Below are 21,542 nucleotides of genomic sequence, written 5' to 3' on the forward strand. Positions count from 1 at the left end.
ATGATTGATATTGTACCAGAACCTAAAGAAATATTTTTCACTGGTTGCAAAAAGATATATAAAAAATTGGTAAATATCACAGTTGAAGAAAAAATTGATAATTTTGATTTACCTGAATTTATAAAAATAGTTAGAATGGATGGCGATTTAAAACTAAAGACATATAAAAATGAGAAAATACCAAGTGAAGGATATAGAATAAAAATAAAGGATGATATCTTAGTTGAATTTGGTGACGATAGGGGATACCAGTATGCTATTGATACTGTCTTTAATCTATTCAAGAAGAAAGACGACTATGTCATCGTACCTGAGGTGGAAATAATCGATTGGCCTTCATTCAAAATGAGAGGAATAATAGAAGGATTTTATGGCGAGCCATGGAGCTTTGAGGATAGGCTTGATATGATATCATTTTTGAGAAGACATAAAATGAATACATATTTTTATGCGCCAAAAGATGATCCATATCACAGAGAAAAATGGAGAGAGCCATATCCATTAGATTTACTTAATAAGTTGGATGTTCTCATAAATAAGTGCAATGAAAAAAACGTTGATTTTGTGTTTTCTGTTAGTCCTGGAAACTCTATAAAGTATACAGATGATTATGATTTTAAGCTTTTATGTGAAAAATACGATATTATTGCAAATAAAGGCGTGAGAAAATTTGCTTTGTTATTAGATGATATAGACTATAAATTAAAATATGAAGATGACATTGAAGAATTTTTGATACCAGGAAATGCACATGCATTTTTGTGCAATAAAGTTTTTTCCTATCTAAAAGATAAATACAATGATATTGAATTTATAATGTGCCCGACAGAGTATCATCAGGAAGAAGATTCTGATTACAGAAGAAATCTTAGGGAAAAACTTGATAAAAATATATTAGTTTTTTGGACAGGAATAGGTGTAACTGCGCCAACAATTACTAATTCTGATGCTGATTATATATCTAACATATATAAACATGAGCTTGTATTATGGGATAATTATCCTGTAAATGACTATTCCAAAGATAATTTATATTTAGGTGCTGTAATAAATAGAAGCCGTGAATTATATAAACATAATTGTAGGTATATATTATCAAATCCAATGAACCAAGCCGAAGCGTCTAAGATATCACTTATTACTTATTCATATTATATGTGGAATCCCGAAGCATATAACTCGTATATAGCTTTAGAAAAAGCTTATAAAGAGATAGGTGGAGAGGGCTGGGAACATGTCAAAGTTTTATGTGAGAATGCTGAAAATCCTCCAATGTGGCCTCTTGAGACTCGCGTAAGTAAGTTGATAAAAGAGTATCAACTAACAAAAGATAATATCATTTTGGAAGAACTTGGTAAGATATTCGAATCAATTTATGAATTGCCGGATAATTTAGAGAAATTTGTTGACAATAAGAGATTTTTGCAAGATATTAGACCGTGGTACAACAGGATAAAAATAGATGGTAAAATAGGAAGAATAGCTATAAACGTATTAAAAGGTAAAGAAAATATTGATGTTTTGGAAGAATTGTTAGATGAAAGCAGAAAAATTGAAAATAAATATTTGGATAAGATTGTATATGATTTTTATGTTAATATAATTGATAAATTAGGACGGAAGAAATAATAGGCGAATATTATTTATGCAACATATGCATCTGCAATAGCAATAACAAGGGAAGGCGCGCAAGTGTCAATTCCTGATAGAGATAAAGTTAACAAATTTATAAAAGAATATAGGGGTGTGTAGTATGCAGACAAGGTATTTGACAAACTGGGAGAGAGTGCAATTGGAATTAATTCAAGCCAAGGAAGAAGGAAAGGATATAAAAGATTATGATGAAAAAGTAAAATCTATTGAGAATGAACCATATGAAAATAGAGAAAAATATTCAGGTGCGCTCCTTGACGAATTGAATAATTTACCAGTAAAAGATGATTTCCCATTTAATGAACCAAATACATTAGAAGAGATAAAAAACAATATTTCAGAATTTCCCAAAATGGACATTTGTATTGATGATGAGATTATATATGATAAAATCTATGGTGCATGGTTAGGAAGAATAGCAGGGAATTGGTTAGGACAGCCATTAGAGTCATATAGTATGACTATGGGCAAAAATAACATTAAGGCTTTTTTGATAGAGATTGGAAAGTTGCCGTTAAATGAATACATAGATTTTAATTTGGATGATAAAATTTATAGAAAATTTAGGCTTGATAATAATTTAAAAAAGTATAGTTATAATGAAGGACATAGTCCAGAAGATGATGATATTAATTATACAGTGTTATGTCTTGAAATCGCAAAAAAATATGGAAAAAATTTTACTTCTGAAGATGTTGCTGAAGCATGGTTAAATAATCTTCCTATTTTACATACTTGTACCGCTGAACGAGTTGCATATTCAAATTTATGTCAACTTATTATGCCACCCAAATCTGCAATATATAGGAATCCATATAGAGAATGGATTGGTGCGATGATTAGGGGGGATCTTTGGGGGTATATAAATCCAGGAGATCCATGGAGAGCGGCAGAATATGGATATCGTGATGCTTCTATATCTCATACAAGAAATGGAATTTATGGTGAAATGTTTATATCTGCAATGTTAGCTTCCGCATATCTATTTGACAATCCTATAGATGTTATTAATACGGGACTTTCTGTAATTCCAAAAGAGAGTCGACTTAAAGTAGCTATACAGGATGTGATTAATTGGAGTAAAATTGAGCCTGATTGGGAAAAATGTCTTAATAAAATATATGAGAAATATGGTCATTATAATACTACGCATACAATAAATAATGCTTGTATAGTTGCTTTATCATTAATTTATGGCAATAAAGATTTTGGAAAATCAATATGCTTAGCTGTAATGAGTGGATTAGATACAGACTGCAATGCCGCTACAGTAGGTTCAATTTTAGGGCTTATGATTGGTGCAAAAAAATTGCCTGCTAAGTTTATACAACCTATATGCGATACTGCAATGACAGGTGTTTACAAGTATAATGTAGTTAAGGTTTCAGATCTTGCAAAAGAGACGTTAAACCTTATTAAGAAAGATTAATCTAAATTGTAAAATTTCCATCCAACCACCTCTTCTCATAAGAAGTGGTTGGAGTTTTCATCTTTATGCATGAAATATAGGTGTCACACCTTTAGCGATTTCTTTTAGATGATTTATTTCATCCTCTGTGATCTCTTTAAAGTTTTCTGCCACTTCCAGTGCCAATGGGAAATACGATTCATCTCCAGGAGGTATTGCAGCAGTTATTGGCTGTGATAATGTAAATCTCAATGCCAGTTTTGCTACCTCTTTATCTTCAATTGGCGTATACCAAGTTTTTGGGTGCGATGTATCATTTTGAGATTTCGTTGTAAATGCCATTGCCTTTATGGCAAGCCTGCCTATATTTTTTGATTTTGCCTTTTCAATAACTTGTGGTCCAAAATTGCCATTAAAATAATTTACAAAATTAACAGGAAACAATATTGTATCAAAATCATAGGCATCTAAAAGTTTCAATGCAATATCAACAGAATGTGCTGAAAACCCAGTATATCTTATTTTCCCATCTTTTTTAGCCTTGTCTAAAAGCTCCAGCACACCGCCTGGGCTTATAGCTTTATTGTAATCATCTTCTGTCTTCATTTCATGCAATTGATAGAGATCAAAATAGTCAGTTTTTAATCTTTTGAAAGACTCTGTCATTTCTTTTAAAGCACTTTCTTCTGTACGGCCGTCAGTTTTACAAGCTAAAAATACCTTATCTCTTTTGCCGACCAAAGCATTTCCAAGTTTAATTTCTGCATCACCATAACTGGGAGATACATCATAGTAGTTTATTCCCTTGTCATAAGCGTATGCGACTAAATCATTGGCTTTATTTTGCTCCATATTCATGACCAGTATCCCGCCAAAACCTATGATTGAAAGTTTTTCGCCAGTATTTCCTAATACTCGTTTAATCATTTATATCACTCCTTTAAGGATATAATATAACACAAAAATAGCAAAATCAAGTTATGCATGAATTTATTACCTTCTTTAGAAAATACACTATTAATAATATAAGCGGTACTATAACTAATAAAGGAACATGAACATAAAGGGCCATTATAGGAAGCTCCACAGGTATTTGAATAAAATACGACTCCGCTGTGACAATTGATAAGGCATAGACAATTGTAGCAGTGGGAATTATCAAAAATTTATATTCCTTTATATCAAAAACAGATTGGCAAGCTTTCAAACCGGCAAAGGCAAAAATGATTATCTTGATTAAATTGCCTATTATCATAAGGGCTATGTATAAAGAATCCAAACTTCTTAAAAAGCCTAATGTGATAAGTCTTGTTACAGTGTAAAATGGGAAATTTACTCTTGATGCTTCTTTGACGCCTATGGCAGATATTATGTTTATATCATTGAATGCAAGTAAAATTCCAGTAATCAAATAAACGAGAGAAGAGTATTTGAATAAATCTTTGCTGCATTTTATTTCTGGAAATATCATCATAAAAACAAACATCTCTCCAAAAGGAAAAGTAAGTATACGTGGATATGCTGCTTTTAATACTGGCATTATTCCACCTTCAAATATTGGGAAGATTTTGCTAAAACTATAACCAGGTATTGTAAAAGCAAATATGAAAATGATTGATATTAACGAAAGAAAAAAAGGCAATAGGATATTAGCTACATTTAATGTCACACTTATGTCGAACAGCAAAAAGTATGCAGTCACAATCATCAAGAAAATGGCAATAATTTTAATAGGTGCTAAAGGAAATATGCTGCTCGTACTTAGCTCTAGATAATCCCTCGTGACGCGGGCCGCCATATAAAAAAAGTAAAACATGTAGATTATTGATATTATCCTTCCAATGATTTTTCCAAAGCTTACTTTTAATATCTCAGTTAGATTGATATTGTATGTGTTGTATAAAAAAATGTACAAATACAAAAGCGGTAGTGCTGAAATCATTGCCAATAAAACTGCTATCCATGAGTCCTGTTTTGCCGATATTCCATGTGCAAATAAAATAGTGTTTCCTATTTCAAATAAAAACATGGCAGAAAAAAGTTCCTTAATTGTGACGCTTTTCATATACAACATCCCCACATTTCAATACTGACATTATTAGTTTTAAATGTTAATTAGAAATTATTCGAAGATTTGTAAAGATATTTGCGTGACTGAAATTTCTTGACATATGGAGTTTTAAAAAATAAAATTGTATTAATATTATATTTGACTGGGGGAGATATACATGTATTGCAAGAAATTAATAGGAGAAAAATGTTATTTGTCACCGATGAATGTAGATGACTACGAAAAGTACACAGAATGGGTAAACGACATGGAAGTTGCTGCAGGTATGCTTTTTGCATCACAAATTGTTACTAAAGAAAGAGAAAAAGAAACTATAGAAACATTGTCAAAAGAATACAATTTTGCCATAGTAGATATTAAGACGGATCAGCTTATTGGCAATATCGGATTTCCTAAAATAGATTACATAAATGGAGTTGCCGAGGTAGGATTATTTATTGGAAACAAAGAATTTTGGGGTAAAGGCTATGGCCAAGGTGCACTTAAACTAGCACTTGATTTTGGATTTAATATCCTCAATATGCACAATATTTATTTAAGAGTTTACTCCTACAATAAACCGGCTATATCTTGCTACAAAAAAGTTGGCTTCAAAGAGGCAGGGAGGATAAGAGAAGCAAAAAGAATAGCAGGTGAAAGGTATGACGAGATAATCATGGACATTTTGGAAGACGAATATGAATCAATTTATATCAAAAAAATTATAAGCGAAAAAAATTTTTAAAACGTATATAAGATTTTTAAACTTCCCCTATATTATAAGTGAAACCGAAAATAAAATATAGGGAGAGGATATAGATGTTAGGGATAGATTACATATACGAAAATTTAGACAGTCTTTCGGGAAGTGAAATAAAGCTTTTGCTATTTCTGCTAAAGTATGCTGATAAATTTCCTGTACATATTACTACAGACGAATTTCAAAATGGCAAACTTGACGATGCTAAAAAGAGGCTGGACAATGGCACAGGTTTATCAGCCGGTGCGATTTCTGAAACAATAAAGAAGTTGATCGACAAAAAGCTTATTGTATGCTTTATTGACAACACAGACTTAGGCAGGATAAAAAAGTATTACATGATTTCAAAAAATGAAAGTAACAAAAATTTGACGTATGCCTATGATAAAGAGACTTGCGAATATTTAACATACGAAAATTGGCTTAAATCACTTAATATAGATGGCACTTCAGAAAGCGAAACCACATCACAATTTAGTAAACCCGAAGGTGGATCGTCATTTTCTGAAACCATTGAAAAATCACCAGTTTCAAAAAGTGACGACATATATACTATGAGTAGTATTATATATAAATCATATCAATCAGATAGATCGATTGAAAAAAATAATATGATAGATCGATCTATCAATCATGAGGATTTTTCTACCGTAAAGAAATTTGAAGATGAGAGGCAGAGTACATCAAAAATAGTCAAGGCGAAAAGCGAATCAGCAATACCAAACGCCTTGATAGATACCATTAAAAGCAAATACAATCTTAGTGGCGACGATATGAAGGTCTGTCTTTCTAGAATGAAAGGGAAAGAAATAAAATATCCAGCAAAATTTTTAGAGAAAGTGGCGGAAAATTACGTTAAAGAAAAAGAACTATTTTCACAAATAGAAGCAACAAAACAGCCAAAACGTGATTATGAAGTGCCACGAAACTACTTTAACTCATATCCCCAAAGAAAGTACAACATAGAAGAGCTTGAGAGATACCTTTTGACAGGTAGAGCTAGTGACGACCACGTATTTCCGTCGTATACGTAAGAGACTATTTGGCTTATGAGCAAGTGCAATTTGCTAACTTATGAGTTAGTAACTTTAAAGTTGACTCACAAGTTAATTGATATTTTTTTGAATAAAATTTATTTTAGGTAATACTATGCCCTTAAATATTGTAATATTTTTATAGAGATGATTTTGTATTAATTTTTATACTTAATAAAAAATGATATTCCATTACCATCTTAAATATTAAAATATTTTATGGATATGCAGGAAAGAAATGACTTATATCGAATTAATAATAAAGACCTAAATTAGTTTTAAATTATTTGAGGAGATTTTAAAATGAATAAGGAATTTATTTTACATAGAATAAAACCTTATTTAGATAAAAACAATGCAATTAGCGAAGATGATTTTGACAAATTGTTTTCAATGTTTGATTTGCACCAGCAGTACGAGATTATAAATGTTTTAATAGATGAAAATATCGAGATTATTTATGATGACAGCAATGATTATAGTAAAAATAATGCTTCAATCAGACATGATAATGTGCCTGCAGGAAAAATAGAGTGTCTAACGAATGAACAATTATGCATATTGTACCAGCAAGGCAATAGTTGGGCTCTGGAAGCACTTGCGAACCGAAATAAAAAGCTTGTAATGAGTCGTGCATATAAATATTTTAGAAAATATGAATTATGCCTTGACGAAGAAGACCTTGTACAGTATGGTTATTTAGGTCTAATAAAAGCTGCTGAACGTTTCGATGTAAAAAAAGAGGTTAAATTTGTAACATATGCGGTATGGTGGATAGATCAAGCTATTAAAAGAAATATTTGTGATTATGGATTTATCATAAGGTTACCTACTCATTATTTTGATACAATCAATAAAGTTTTAAAAGTATTGAGCAATCATTATGAGTTGTCAAAAGAGCAGATTAAGAAAATATTGATAGAAAATAATATAAAAGAAGAAAAATATAATGAAATTATGTTTATTATAAAAAATTTGCTGTCTGTCGATTCTTTAAACAGATATGTTGGACAAGACATGGAAGATGATGACACTGAATTGCTTGATTTTATAGTCGACAAAACAAATCCAACAGTAGAAGAAGATGTTGATTCAAAATTATTGAAAGAAACTATCAATAATTTATTAGATACATTAAAAAAGAGGGAAAAAGAAGTTATAAGAATGCGATTTGGATTAGATGGTGGAGATGGAATGACATTAGAGCAAATAGGTAAAGAATACAATATCACAAGAGAGAGAATAAGGCAGATAGAGAAAAAAGCAATTAAAAAGTTGAGACATCCTTCTAGGTCAAAGAAATTAAGAGATTTTATATTGAGGTGAAAAACAATTGATAAACTTAAAAGATCTTATAAGCGAAATAATACAAAGCTATTTAAAAGATGATGAAACTATTATAGTCTTAAAGGGATTTAGTATAAAATTGTACGATAATAACATCACAATAGACATTGATGACATATTAAAAAATGATAAACTAAAATACTTCAATCTAATAAATGAAAGACGAGTAATTACTTATGAGGAATATTTAATCCTCTATTCGTTTATAATATATAAATTCAAAAAAATAACAATTCTTGAAAATAATATATACATAAACTACTTTCCTTTATACGTTGATATTCCGGAATATATAAAAAAATCTTTGCTGATTAACTTTGATGAGGATAATGAATCAGATGAAGAAATCGGCAATTTATCAGATTATATAGCAATATATAGTAATTTTAAATATATCAATGGTAAATATTATGTCGTATACAATAATATAATTTCTGATGAGAAAGAAGAAAAATATCCAGTATTTACAAAGGCTGATACAAAAATTGAAAAGGAGGTTGTGACGTCTTTAGATAAATGCTACAAGTTGGATACTGAAGAGAGCTACGTGACTTTTTTAGACGACATCATAGAAGGAAAAGTAAAAGATATACATATATTGGGGGACTGGCACAACGCTTATAATTCATATTTAGATAAGCTTCAGATTTTAAAAAACATATATGAAAGTGACATAGATATTAAAATTGGGTATGTTAAAGATAGGGAAAGACCGGTAACAGTCAGAAAAGAATACTATGAAATATTGAAAAAATATTGGGGGAAAGATGCATTTAGAAAAATTAAAATGTATGACATTGATAGATTATATATTAAAGAAAAAGTCGTAAAAAGTGTATCACAAGGTGAAATAATTGAAAGAATAGTTGAAGAAGTTGAAAAATGCTATAGAGGGGAAAATTATAGAGACATTTTTGTAACTGCACCTACTGGTTCAGGAAAATCTGCTATGTTCCAGATTCCTGCTATCTATTTAGCAGAAAAATATGAACTTTTTACTATAGTGATTTCACCACTGATAGGTCTTATGAATGATCAAGTTTATAATCTAGATAAGAAAAATTACAAATATGCAAGGACAATAAATTCAGACATATCACCTATAAAAAGGCAGGAAATTATGAATGAAATTGCCGATAAAAAGTGCCATATATTGTATCTTTCGCCTGAGTCGCTTCTCAGCAAAAGTGATTTAGAACAGATAATAGGAGATCGTCAGTTAGGTCTATTAGTAATAGATGAAGCCCACATAGTTACAACGTGGGGCAAGCAATTTAGACCTGATTATTGGTATTTGGGGGATCATTTAGATAGAATAAAAAAGTATCAACGCAAAAATGGCAAACCAAACTTTGTAATAGCTACATTTACTGCAACTGCTATTTATGGCGGTATGGAAGATATGTATGATGAGACTATACAAAGCCTTAAAATGTTAGATCCTATTACTTACCTGGGCTACGTTAAAAGAAATGATATAAAAATAAATATAGAGAAATCTGAAGTAACAATTACTCAAAAAGATGAGTATGAATTAAATAAATTTGATAAACTTATAGAGAAAATGAATAAATCATTGACACTGGGACAAAAAATGCTTATATATTTTCCGACGATAGCGCTGATAAATAGATTTTATGAGTACTGTATAGTTAACAATCTAGGGAAATACATTACCAAATATCATGGCAGGCTCACTCCATACGAAAAAAGGGAGAATTATACTAAATTTAAAGAGAATAAGACTCCTGTAATGTTAGCAACAAAAGCATTTGGCATGGGGATTGACATTGACGATATTGATATAATTGCCCACTTTGCACCAACAGGCAATGTATGCGATTATGTGCAGGAAATAGGTAGAGCTGCTCGAAAGCTTGAAATGATTGGAGAAGCATATTACAATTTTATGAGAAATGATTTTAAGCATATAAATAAATTGCACGGCTTATCAACTGTAAAAGAGTATCAACTAATTAACGTCATAAAAAAAGTATATGAACTTTATCTGCAAAATATAAAAAATAATTTCAATAAAAAATTGACAAAAAGAAGAAATGCTATGCTGGTAGATGCAGAGTCTTTTCAGCATATATTTGAGAATCCATTTTTTGATGAGGAAGATGGAATAAACAAAGTAAAGACTGCAATGCTATTAATACAAAAAGATTTCGAAAGAAGATTTGCATTTTCACCTTTTAATATTAGACCTATACCATTATTTGAAATAGGATATTTTAAGATAGATCCCAAAATACAAAAGGCTATAATTGAAGAATATGGTGATGTATTGCATGAAGAATACGATTATCCTGATATTTGCTCTGTCAATTTAAAAAAGATATGGGAAGAAAATTTTTATGAGAAATATTCATTTCCAAAGTTTAAATATATGCTTTATTCAAGGGATCATGAGCTAGACTTTGAACATAAGAACGAAATGCGGCATGCACTGTGTGTCGAAATATATTTCAAAGATAGTAATTATTTAAATATGTACAACAAATATATAAATGCTGTAAAAGATATTATATATAATTCTGTAAGGGAATCAAAATATTACAAGATAGATGGTAAAGGCGGGTTGGTCGACTTATTGATGACAAAGATTGGCAACAATGAATATAAAGCAAAAAGCATAGTTGAATCTATTATTTCTTCTATGTCTATTTTCCAAAGGGATTACAATAAAAATATACATAGTAGAATTTATACGGTTAAACCATTAAAGACTGGAGAAATTGAATACAGATTTATGAGCGGTGTTGCAGAGTACTTTAGATGGATTGATAGAACATTTAACTATATAATAAACAATGTTGATGAAGGGAAAATATATTTGGTTGACGACATCGAGAATGGTAATATAAAAGAAATGATGCTTATTTTAGGATTGATGGAATCTTTAGATTTATTGATATTTAAAGCATTGGGTGGGAAAAACAGCCAGATATATATTTATGTAAATCAAACTAAAACGATGAAAGAAATAATAGAGAAACCCTATAGGTATAAAAATAAGCTATTAGAGATAATAGGGGAAAGGCATAAAATATCAGTTGCAATGCTTACTTATCTTTTTGATGGAAATTTCAGCAGCGAAGAATTTTGGGATCTTATAGAAGATTACTTTTTGGGTATATTACCAAAAGAGATAATGTGATTAGTGTGGCTTAAGATTTTTGCCACATTTTTTATTTTAAGCATTTCCTGACACAACATGGAAAGCCATTGTGATAAGATTAATATGCAAATAAAATAAATGGCAACTTAATGATTCTATTATAATCATATAAAGAAAGGGAGATCTATATGAAAAAAGCAGACGGTATTATTTCATTGATAGCAGGAGTTATAAGCATATTTGCAGCTATAGCAACACTGCTTGTAGGCGGAGCTGGATCAGCATTTCAAGCGGAAGGATCAAATACAGTAATAGGACTTGGCTGGGGTGGAGTTGTATTCTCATTCCTAGTAGTAATATTTGGAGCAATAGCTATTGGGGCAAAGAGTAAAGCTGCAGGCATCCTATTAATCATCTCTTCAATTTTAGGTGCTATATTAGGTGGGACATTAGTTGCAATCTTTATGGTGCTTTCACTTGTTGGAGGAATTCTGGTTTTGATTGGAAATAAAAAAGAACCAGAAGACAGTACAAAGTCATGTATTTACAAGTAAAACTTTCGACAATATCATAGAGTCTAAATAGGCCTCAAAATAAAGCTCACATTTAAGGTCCATTGCTTTTTATGTGAGTTTTAATTTAAAGAGTTTATCAAAAACTTTAAAATAATTGAAGGAAATTGCAGATTTACGTAGAATTATTAACTTATAGGTAGAAAAGGGGATGATTATGTTACTATGTGAGAATATTAGAGACGCATTGGCTATTTTGCAAAATGAATATCATAAATTGATACTAGTTTTGACTCTATTAGATGATAAGGCAGAAGTTGTAGAGAAAATATCTAATAAGTATGCATATGATGTTTTGAATGTAAATCTTAGATTATCAGAAAAGTTGATTAGCGTTCCTATATCTGAACGCTGGCTACATGTTGATGAATTTTTTTCAAGATTACTTAATGACTATAAGACGGATGTGATTGTATTAAATAGCATAGAGATGCTATTTGAAACCCATTTAAAGGTTGATCCATTGCGGCTACTGAAAAGTGTGAGTAGGTACAGAAAGATTATAGCAATCTGGACAGGCGATTATACAGACGGTGTGTTGACGTATGCAGAGCCTTCACATCCAGAATATAGAAGATATAAAAATGATGATCTTGATTTCATAATGGTACGCAGCAACTGCATATAGAAATTAAATTAAAGGGAGGATTCAATGTGAGATACGGTGATCTTGTACATTACGATCCAATTGAGACAATAATTAATTTGAAAGATGCTGATGATGAAGAAAAAGCGGCTGCCCTTGTTAAATCATATGTGATGTCTGATAATATGGCAGAAAATATTATTAATATATGTATTTCACAGTTGCAATTTGATGAAACAATTGACAATAAGGGGCTTTTTATCGTTGGTAATTATGGCACGGGTAAGTCCCACTTAATGTCTGTTATATCATCAATTGCCGAAAATGAAAAATTACTAAAATTTGTAACAAATGATAAGTTTAAAGATGGCATGAGGAGGATAGCTGGAAAATTTAAAGTTTTAAGATTTGATATTGGCTCTACAGACATGCCATTGAGGGATATAGTTTTGTCTAAAGTTGAAGAAAATATTCATCAGCTGGGAATTGAGTACAATTTTCCGCCCATGAATAAAGTAGCAAATAACAAAGACTCGTTCATGGAAATGATGGCTCTATTTGAAGAGAAGTATCCAGGCAAAGGCTACCTTATTGTAGTTGATGAGCTTTTTGACTTCTTAAAAACAAGAAAAGAACAAGAGCTTATTAAAGACTTAGCCTTTTTAAGGGAAATTGGAGAAATAAGCAAATCAACGAAAATTAGATTTATGTCTGGCGTGCAGGAATCATTGTTTGACAATCCCGGCTTTCAATTTGTAGCAAGGACGATATTAAAAGTAAAAGATAGGTTTGAGCAAATAATTATAAAAAGAGAAGATATATCATATGTCGTGTCAGAGAGAATTTTAAAAAAGGATGAAAAACAAAAGGCATATATCAGAAGCCATCTTGGAAAATTTTCAAGTCTATATAAAAATATGGCTGAAAGAATGAATGAGTTTGTAGACTTGTTTCCTATTCATCCAGCTTTTATAGAAGTATTTGAAAAAATTTATATAGCTGAAAAAAGAGAAGTTTTAAAGACGATCACGAATCTTATAAAAAATATAATTGATGAAGAAGTAGCAGAGGATATGCCGGGAATCATATCTTATGATGCGTATTGGGATTTTATTAAAGACAATATGTCTATGAGGACGAATCCAGATATAAAAGATGTTATCGATAAAAGCAGTATAATAGAAGGAGCAATTTTGCGCTCTTTTCCAAGGCCACAATACAAAGATAGTGCAATAAAGATTATAAACGCATTAAGTGTATATAGGTTGGCTACAGGCGACATACGAACGCCAATTGGAATAACAGTTGATAACATAAAAGATGATTTATGCTTATTTATAAGGATCCCAGAATTTGAAGAAGATTTCTTAAGGACAACAATAGAGACAATAATGAAAGACATAATACGAACTGTAAATGGCCAGTTTATATCCTACAATCAAGATAATCAGCAGTATTACATTGATATGGTGCGAGTTGGAATAGACTATGATGTTATCATACAAGAAAAGGCCGAAAAACTAGACGATGATACTTTAAATCGCTATTACTTTGAAATATTGCTAAAGGTTCTTGATTGGAACGTGAAAGAATATGTGCCAAATTTTAAAATCTGGGAATACAGCTTAAAATGGCTTGATAAAAATATTGAGAGAGATGGGTATCTCTTTATGGGGTCTCCAGATGAGAGATCAACAGCACAACCACCGAGAGATTTTTACATATACTTTTTAAATCCATATTCAATAGATAATAGGAAATATATTGAAAATGGGAAAAAAGATGAAGTGTTTTTTGAATTTACTAATTACGATGAAAAGCTGGAAAGTTTGTTAAAGTCTTATTCTGCATCAATGATTTTATATGATAGTTCAGCAAATGACGGCAAGGCTATTTATAGCAGCAAAGCTGATGGCTTTATGAAAGAAATAGTTAAATGGATAAAGACAAATATAGGAAATTGTTTTAGTGTTTCACATAATGGAGTTACAAAGAGAATTTTGGACATGGCAAGGGGTACAAAAAGAGAAGACGAGACGATAAAAGATTACATAGATTTTGTTGCTTCATCTTGTTTGTCATTTTACTTTGCTGATAAATATCCAGATTATCCAAAGTTTAAAGTTATTATAACGAGAGATAATAGAGAAGCTATGTTTAAATATGGGCTTAATTACATTGCGGGGCAAAAGTCTGAGCATGGAGCAAAAATACTTCAGACATTTGACTTAATCGACAATGATGGAAATATAACAGTTGAAAATTCAAGATATGTAAAATATTTTCAGGATATAGTGAATAGCTTGCCTGAAGGCAAAGTCTTAAACCACGATGATATTTTTGTTTTGGAAAATGAAGTTGAAATTGATAGAAAGTTTAGATTAGACGGAGAATGGGTAGCTCTCATACTTTGCACTTTAGTGTATAATGGAGAAATTGCAATTACTGTAAACAATAAGAAATACGATGCTACTATGCTATCTGATTTAGTAAAGTTAGCTCCAAATGATATTGTCAACTTTTCTTTTTGCGATAGACCAAAGGGGATTCCGATTAATACATTAAAAAGACTTATGGAGATTATTGGGCTGCCAACAGGAACTATTTCAAATCCAGAAAAGCAGGTAGAAGCAATTAAAGAAATGAATAAAAAATTTGATGAATTAATTAATGAAGCGCATTCTGTAATTCAGTATGTTACAAGCGGTAAGACGATTTGGGATAAGCTGTTATTTAATGATGCTGAGAAAAAGTCATACAAAGATGAATTGAACGGTTTTATATCATTTTTAAATACTCTTAAGAGGTTTAATACGCCAGGGAAATTGAGAAATTTTAGGTATTCTAAAGAAGACATTGAGAGAGAATTTGCTGCATTGAAGTTGATAAATAGAATTCAAAAAATAATGAATTTTGTTAATAGCATTGATGCTTACGTAGTATACATATCTAAAGCTTGTTTGGTGTTGGTAGATAATAATGATTGGATTAAAAAAGTGGAAGATGTTAAGCAAAAAATAGAAGATACGATTAAAAATATCGATAATGTAGATCTGAATGCGGCTAAAAACGACGTAATTAATGAGCTGATAAATATTAAAAAAGAGTATATCGATATATACTTTGATGAGCATAGAAAACACAGACTAGACTACAAAGGAGACGAGCATAAAAAGAAAATACTAAATAGCAGCAAGCTTTATAATCTCAGAAAGCTAAAATCAATTGATATACTTAGTGGTTCAGAATTGACTGCAATAGAAGAAGAGCTTGGTAAAATCAATTCATGCTTTAGTTTGACACCACAAGATTTAGAAACAGAAGTCCAATGTAAATACTGCAAGTATAGGTATGGCGACAAAAATGAGTTATTGGTATACGGAAAGTTGGATGAGATAGAAAATAAAATTGATGAGATTTATAAAAACTGGGAAGAAGAATTACTTAAAAATATTGAAGATCCTTTAATAAAAGATAATATAAATTATTTAAATGATGATCAACAGAAGTGTATTAATGAGTTTATTGCAAGAAGATCGCTCCCAGAAAAAATAGACAATTTATTTTTATCGTCTATAAAAGACCTTTTAAAAGGACTTGATAAAGTAGAAATAGATTCTAAAGAGTTTATTGCTAACATAACAGGCAATGGTCCTGTGACATTGGACGATTTTAAAAATAACTTTATGAAATTTATAGAAAATAAGGTGAATGGCAAAGAAAAAGATAAAGTAAGAATCATAATAAAATGATGGAGGAATTGACGTGAAGCTAACAAAAGAAATGCTGGACAGTGTACGAAATATAGATGGATTTCCGATAGGAAGTGATGAGGACATAATTGAGCTTTCCGATCCGCCACACTATACGGCATGTCCTAATCCATTCATAAATGATTTTATAGAGAAGTACGGTAAGCCGTATGATGAGGAAACTGATGATTACAAATGCGAGCCATATGCTGCTGACGTATCAGAAGGGAAAAACGACCCTATATACAATGCTCATTCGTATCACACGAAAGTACCTCACAAAGCTATAATGAGGTATATACTTCATTATACAAAGCCAGGCGATATCGTCTTTGATGGATTTTGCGGAACCGGCATGACAGGTGTTGCTGCACAAATGTGCGGCAATCCAGATCCAGAATTTAAGTTTAAAGTGGAAAAAGAGTCTGAAAAAGAAGGCAAGAAAGTAGAATGGGGAGCGAGAAGGGCGATACTTGGCGATCTATCGCCTGCTGCAACATTTATCGCATACAATTACAATACGCCGGTTGATACTGCAGAATTCGAGAAGGAAGCTAAAAGAATCCTCGATGAAGTAGAGAATGAGTGCGGCTGGATGTATGAGACGATTCACACGATTGATGGAGTACCTCAGAAGTACATAGATGGAAGTGTCATAAAAGGAAGGATAAACTACACAGTGTGGTCGGATGTTTTTGTCTGTCCAAACTGCAGCAATGAGATAGTTTTTTGGGATGCAGCAGTTAATAAAGAAGATGGCAAGGTGATGGATGAGTTTAAGTGTCCACACTGCGGTGCTGCCGTAAACAAGAAAGATCTCGATAGAGCATGGAAAACTGTATACGATAAGGCGCTGGATAAAGTGATAAATCAAGTAAAACAAGTTCCTGTCTTAATAAATTACACAGTAGACAATAAGAGGTATGAAAAGAAACCAGATGAATTTGATATGGAGCTTATAGAAAAGATCGAAGAGATGGATATACCATACTGGTATCCGACAGATGAATTGCCGAATGGTTATAATACAGAACAACCGAAAAAATCCCATGGAATAACACATGTGCACCATTTTTATACAAAGAGAAATCTGTGGGTTTTAAGTGCAATATATGATAGGATTAAAATGAAAAAAAATATCTTTTATTGGCTTTTAACTTCGGTTTCTGAAGGTTCTTCAAAATTAAATAGAGAGAGACCTAATGGTTTGCCAAGTAAATTATCTGGTACATTATATGTAAGCTCAATGATACATGAAATTAACAATATTGATTTTATTTATAGAAAAATTATGAAAAGAATACTTAACAAAGAGTTATCTAGCCCTTACAATAAATGTATTTCAACGCAATCATTAGATGATATAAAAAATATTAAATCTAACTCTGTTGACTATATTTTTACGGACCCTCCATTTGGAGATAATCTTATGTACAGCGAGCTGAATTTTTTGTGGGAATCATGGCTTAAAATTTTTACAAACAATAAGACAGAGGCTATAATTAATAAAACGCAGAAGAAAGGGCTTCATGAGTATCAAGAGTTGATGGAGAAGTGCTTTTCAGAGATGTACAGGATATTAAAGCCAGGCAGGTGGATGACTGTAGAGTTTCACAACTCAAAAAACGCTGTGTGGAATGCCATACAGGAAGCTATATTGAGAGCAGGCTTTGTCATAGCCAATGTTAGGACGCTTGACAAAAAACAAGGATCATTTAAGCAAGTTACGACAACGACTGCTGTAAAGCAGGATCTTGTTATATCGGCATATAAGCCAAAGGAAGGCTTTGTCAAGAGGTTTTTAAAAGAGGCTGGCACAGAAGAAGGCGTGTGGGATTTTGTGAGCCAGCACCTTGAGAAGCTTCCTATCGTCGTAGAGGTTGGTGACAGGCTTGATATCGTAGATGAGAGGCGTGATTATCTGCTTTACGACAGCATGATTGCTTTTCATATACAGAATGGCGCATCTATACCGATGGGATCTTCTGACTTCTATGCTGGACTAAAGAAAAGGTACATAGAAAGAGATGGAATGTACTTTCTACCGGACCAAGCAGCGGTTTATGACTCAAAGCGAGCAAAGCTTGAGCTTAATGATCAGCTTTCATTCATCATAAAAGATGAAAAGATGGCGATACAGTGGCTAAAATATAAGCTTTTAAATAAGCCTATGACATATCAAGAACTACAGCCATTGTTTTTAGAAGAGCTTCATCAGGGAAAGCATGAAAGCATACCAGAGCTTATAGATATACTTCAAGAAAATTTCTTGAAAGATGATGATGGCAGATGGTATGTGCCAGATGTCAATAGACAGTCAGACATGGAGAAATTAAGAGAGAAAAAACTCTTAAAGGATTTTGAAGAGTATAAAAATTCTAAGGGAAAGCTTAAGATATTTAGATCAGAAGCTATAAGAGTAGGCTTTAAGGAATGCTGGAAAAATAAAGATTATGAGACTATTGTAAGTGTTAGCGAAAGGCTGCCTGAATCATTTTTGCAGGAAGACCAAACATTGCTGATGTACTATGATAATGCACAAACAAGGTTAGGTGTTTAAGTTGTACAGTGTAGGCCAGTGGGTTTTTGATTGTGAAATAAATAGATACGTACAAGTAGTTTCTTCAAATGAACTATGGGGGTATAAAACATACAATGTTTATGACCCTATCGATAAAAGTCTTCGCTTAGTATCTGATGAGGTACTTAGACATTACTCACAAAGAGACGATTTTGATATACATTATTTTAAGTATATCGTTATATCTTCTAGAGTATTTAATGAATTGTCAAATGGGATACTGTCGCCAATAGGCGGCAGTATCATTCCACTTCCCCATCAAATATATGCATTAAACCGTGTTTTATCAGATAGTAAAATAAGATATTTGCTTGCAGATGAAGTGGGGTTAGGAAAGACGATAGAAGCAGGTCTCATAATCAAAGAGCTTAAAGCAAGAGGATTTATAAAAAGGATATTAATTATTAGTCCAAAGGGACTTATAAATCAGTGGCATGATGAAATGAAAAATAAATTTGATGAAAATTTTAATATACTGCTGCCACAAGATTTTGACGCTATTAAAAGGCTATACGGCGATGGCAATGTTTGGAGAAAATTTGATCAAGTCATTACATCCATTGATTCTGTAAAGCCATTGGAAAAGAGACAAAGGTGGACAGAAGAAGATATAGAGAAATACAATAAAGAAAGAATTGAGGATTTAGCTAATGCAGGTTGGGATATAATTATTGCGGATGAAGCCCACAGGATAGCAGGATCATCGTCTGATGTAGCTCGATATAAATTAGGTAAAGTTTTAGCCGATGCAAGTCCATATCTTTTACTGCTTACTGCTACGCCTCACCAAGGCAAGACAGATTCTTTTTTGAGGTTAGTAAGATTGCTTGATAAAAATGCATTTCCAGATGAAAATGCTATTGTAAGGGAACAAGTGGTACCTTACATAGTGAGAACTGAAAAGAGGGAAGCATTAGACTCTGAAGGCAATCCACTTTTTAAAAACAGAATCACAAAAACTAAAAATATATCATGGAGTGCAAGGCATAGCTTGCAGAAAGAACTATATGAAAAAGTGACAGAGTATGTATCAAAGGGATATAATTTGGCAAGGAGAGAGAAGAAAAACTACATAGGTTTTCTGATGGTTTTAATGCAGAGATTAGTTACAAGCAGCACACACGCAATTAAAGAGAATTTAGAGAGAAGAATTGAGATTCTAAAAAACAGCGGAACAAGCAGTAATAATTTTGATGAAGATGACTTTTATGAATATGACGCACAGGAAGCTCTAGATGAACTTATAAAAATTAAATATCAGGACATAAAAAAAGAGCAGAGAGAAGTAGAGGATTTGTTGCATTTAGCAGAGCGCGCAGAAAGCCAATATGTTGATGTAAAAGCAGAAACATTATTAGAAGATCTTGATTTATTGCAGATGGAGCATAGTGAAAAACCTAAAGTCATTATATTTACAGAGTTTATTGCAACGCAGGAATTCTTGCGAAATTTTCTACAAGAAAAAGGATATTCTGTTGCTATTTTGAATGGCACAATGTCGATGGAAGAAAGAAACAATGCAATAGACGAATTCAAGAAAAGTGCTGATATACTTGTGTCTACGGATGCAGGCGGTGAAGGCCTTAATCTTCAGTTTTGCAATATAATGATAAATTATGATCTGCCTTGGAATCCGATGAAAATCGAACAGCGCATTGGAAGAATTGACAGGATAGGGCAAAAGAGAGATGTAGTGGTAATAAATTATGTTTTATCTGATACGATAGAATTCAGAGTAAGACAGGTTTTGGAAGAAAAGCTTAAGATAATATTTGAACAATTTGGCGTAGACAAAATGCAGGACATATTGGATTCTGTACAGTCAGAGATGGACTTTACTGATTTGTATATGAAAAGCATAGAAAACCCAGATGATATTGATTTTATAGTCAGTGAAGTCGAAATTAAGATAAAAGAAAATGCTGAAAAGATAAACAATATAAAGGGCATTTTAAAAGACGAAAAAGAATTAAATATAGAAATGATTGAAAAAATCAATAATACACCGATAAAGCATTGGTTAAAGCAGATGTATATTAATAAAAAGCTTTCTGATGGTGATAAAATCACCATGTTTATAGATGATGATTTTTTATCATTAAACAATAAAGATTTGGAGGATATGGTTAAAAATATACCTCAATATATATATGATGGGAAAATACCTGTTGTATCAATTGATGGTGTTCCAAATGAAAATGGATACTGGTCACTATGGGAAGTAGGGATCAATGGATATAATAATAGTTTTAAAAGGATATTTCCGTTATTTATAAATAAAAGTGGCGTCCTGCGGATTGCATCAGCAAATATGCTATGGGACATATTCTTGAAAGATGACGTTTCAATAATTTTTGAGAGATTTGAAGATCTTTCAGAAGAAAATTATAATATGATATTTGAAAAGGCTAAAAATATAGCTTTTGATAAATTTGAAGAACTTAAAAAATCATACTTTGAAAAATGTGAAAAAGACTTGAATAGGTATAAATATGCATTAAAATTGAGAAGAGAGGCAGCAGAAAGAATTGGTTTAGATGCTGTTAAAAGGTATAGGCTTAAGGAGATAGAAAAAGAAGAAAATGAATTAAATCAAAAAATGAGAGATTATGAAAAAATATTGCCGGTTTTGAATCCTTTATTTATTATTGAATTGTTGTAAGAAATATTTACTG

Annotated in this window: 13 protein-coding genes; 11 read left to right on the forward strand and 2 right to left on the reverse strand. The window is 31.6% G+C overall.

Features of this window, described 5'->3' with window-relative positions; all coding sequences use genetic code 11:
* Both GSH73_RS04820 and GSH73_RS04825 read left to right on the forward strand, forming a co-directional pair.
* Window positions 1–1,629, forward strand: a complete 1,629-nt coding sequence (locus GSH73_RS04820) for a glycoside hydrolase family 84 protein (protein WP_014759130.1) — start codon at window positions 1–3, stop codon at window positions 1,627–1,629.
* A 157-nt stretch (window positions 1,630–1,786) separates the two neighbouring features.
* A complete protein-coding gene (locus tag GSH73_RS04825) occupies window positions 1,787–3,082 on the forward strand; it encodes an ADP-ribosylglycohydrolase family protein (RefSeq protein ID WP_236640060.1) in 1,296 nt (431 codons plus the stop codon).
* Window positions 3,083–3,145: 63 nt separating this feature from the next.
* On the opposite strand, the gene GSH73_RS04830 is transcribed toward GSH73_RS04825, so the two are convergent.
* Both GSH73_RS04830 and GSH73_RS04835 read right to left on the reverse strand, forming a co-directional pair.
* On the reverse strand, window positions 3,146–3,988 hold the full coding sequence (locus GSH73_RS04830; RefSeq protein ID WP_014759128.1) for an aldo/keto reductase: 843 nt from the start codon (window positions 3,986–3,988) through the stop codon (window positions 3,146–3,148).
* Between the two features lie 46 nt (window positions 3,989–4,034).
* Window positions 4,035–5,126 (reverse strand): GerAB/ArcD/ProY family transporter, encoded by a 1,092-nt coding sequence (locus tag GSH73_RS04835; protein ID WP_014759127.1) that lies wholly within the window; start codon window positions 5,124–5,126, stop codon window positions 4,035–4,037.
* A 163-nt stretch (window positions 5,127–5,289) separates the two neighbouring features.
* Between GSH73_RS04835 and GSH73_RS04840 the strand changes: the two genes are divergently transcribed.
* The 9 genes from GSH73_RS04840 to GSH73_RS04880 all read left to right on the forward strand — a co-directional run bounded on the left by GSH73_RS04840 (window position 5,290) and on the right by GSH73_RS04880 (window position 21,529).
* A complete protein-coding gene (locus tag GSH73_RS04840; protein WP_014759126.1) occupies window positions 5,290–5,856 on the forward strand; it encodes a GNAT family N-acetyltransferase in 567 nt (188 codons plus the stop codon).
* Window positions 5,857–5,930: 74 nt separating this feature from the next.
* Window positions 5,931–6,905 (forward strand): hypothetical protein, encoded by a 975-nt coding sequence (locus GSH73_RS04845; protein WP_014759125.1) that lies wholly within the window; start codon window positions 5,931–5,933, stop codon window positions 6,903–6,905.
* Window positions 6,906–7,208: 303 nt separating this feature from the next.
* A complete protein-coding gene (locus tag GSH73_RS04850; protein WP_014759124.1) occupies window positions 7,209–8,231 on the forward strand; it encodes a sigma-70 family RNA polymerase sigma factor in 1,023 nt (340 codons plus the stop codon).
* A 7-nt stretch (window positions 8,232–8,238) separates the two neighbouring features.
* On the forward strand, window positions 8,239–11,415 hold the full coding sequence (locus GSH73_RS04855; RefSeq protein ID WP_014759123.1) for a DEAD/DEAH box helicase: 3,177 nt from the start codon (window positions 8,239–8,241) through the stop codon (window positions 11,413–11,415).
* Window positions 11,416–11,564: 149 nt separating this feature from the next.
* Window positions 11,565–11,930, forward strand: a complete 366-nt coding sequence (locus GSH73_RS04860; protein ID WP_014759122.1) for a hypothetical protein — start codon at window positions 11,565–11,567, stop codon at window positions 11,928–11,930.
* Window positions 11,931–12,105: 175 nt separating this feature from the next.
* Window positions 12,106–12,576 carry a BREX-3 system P-loop-containing protein BrxF gene (gene brxF, locus GSH73_RS04865; RefSeq protein ID WP_014759121.1) on the forward strand — a complete coding sequence of 157 codons (471 nt, stop codon included), beginning with the start codon at window positions 12,106–12,108 and terminating at the stop codon, window positions 12,574–12,576.
* A gap of 26 nt (window positions 12,577–12,602) precedes the next feature.
* Window positions 12,603–16,286 (forward strand): DUF6079 family protein, encoded by a 3,684-nt coding sequence (locus GSH73_RS04870; protein WP_014759120.1) that lies wholly within the window; start codon window positions 12,603–12,605, stop codon window positions 16,284–16,286.
* 13 nt (window positions 16,287–16,299) lie between these two features.
* A complete protein-coding gene (locus GSH73_RS04875; protein ID WP_014759119.1) occupies window positions 16,300–18,846 on the forward strand; it encodes a DNA methyltransferase in 2,547 nt (848 codons plus the stop codon).
* Window positions 18,839–21,529 (forward strand): DEAD/DEAH box helicase, encoded by a 2,691-nt coding sequence (locus tag GSH73_RS04880; protein WP_233432481.1) that lies wholly within the window; start codon window positions 18,839–18,841, stop codon window positions 21,527–21,529. The genes GSH73_RS04875 and GSH73_RS04880 overlap by 8 nt, the downstream gene beginning before the upstream one ends.
* Window positions 21,530–21,542 lie beyond the last annotated feature (13 nt).

Source organism: Thermoanaerobacterium aotearoense, from assembly GCF_009905255.1.
Classification (GTDB): domain Bacteria; phylum Bacillota; class Thermoanaerobacteria; order Thermoanaerobacterales; family Thermoanaerobacteraceae; genus Thermoanaerobacterium; species Thermoanaerobacterium aotearoense.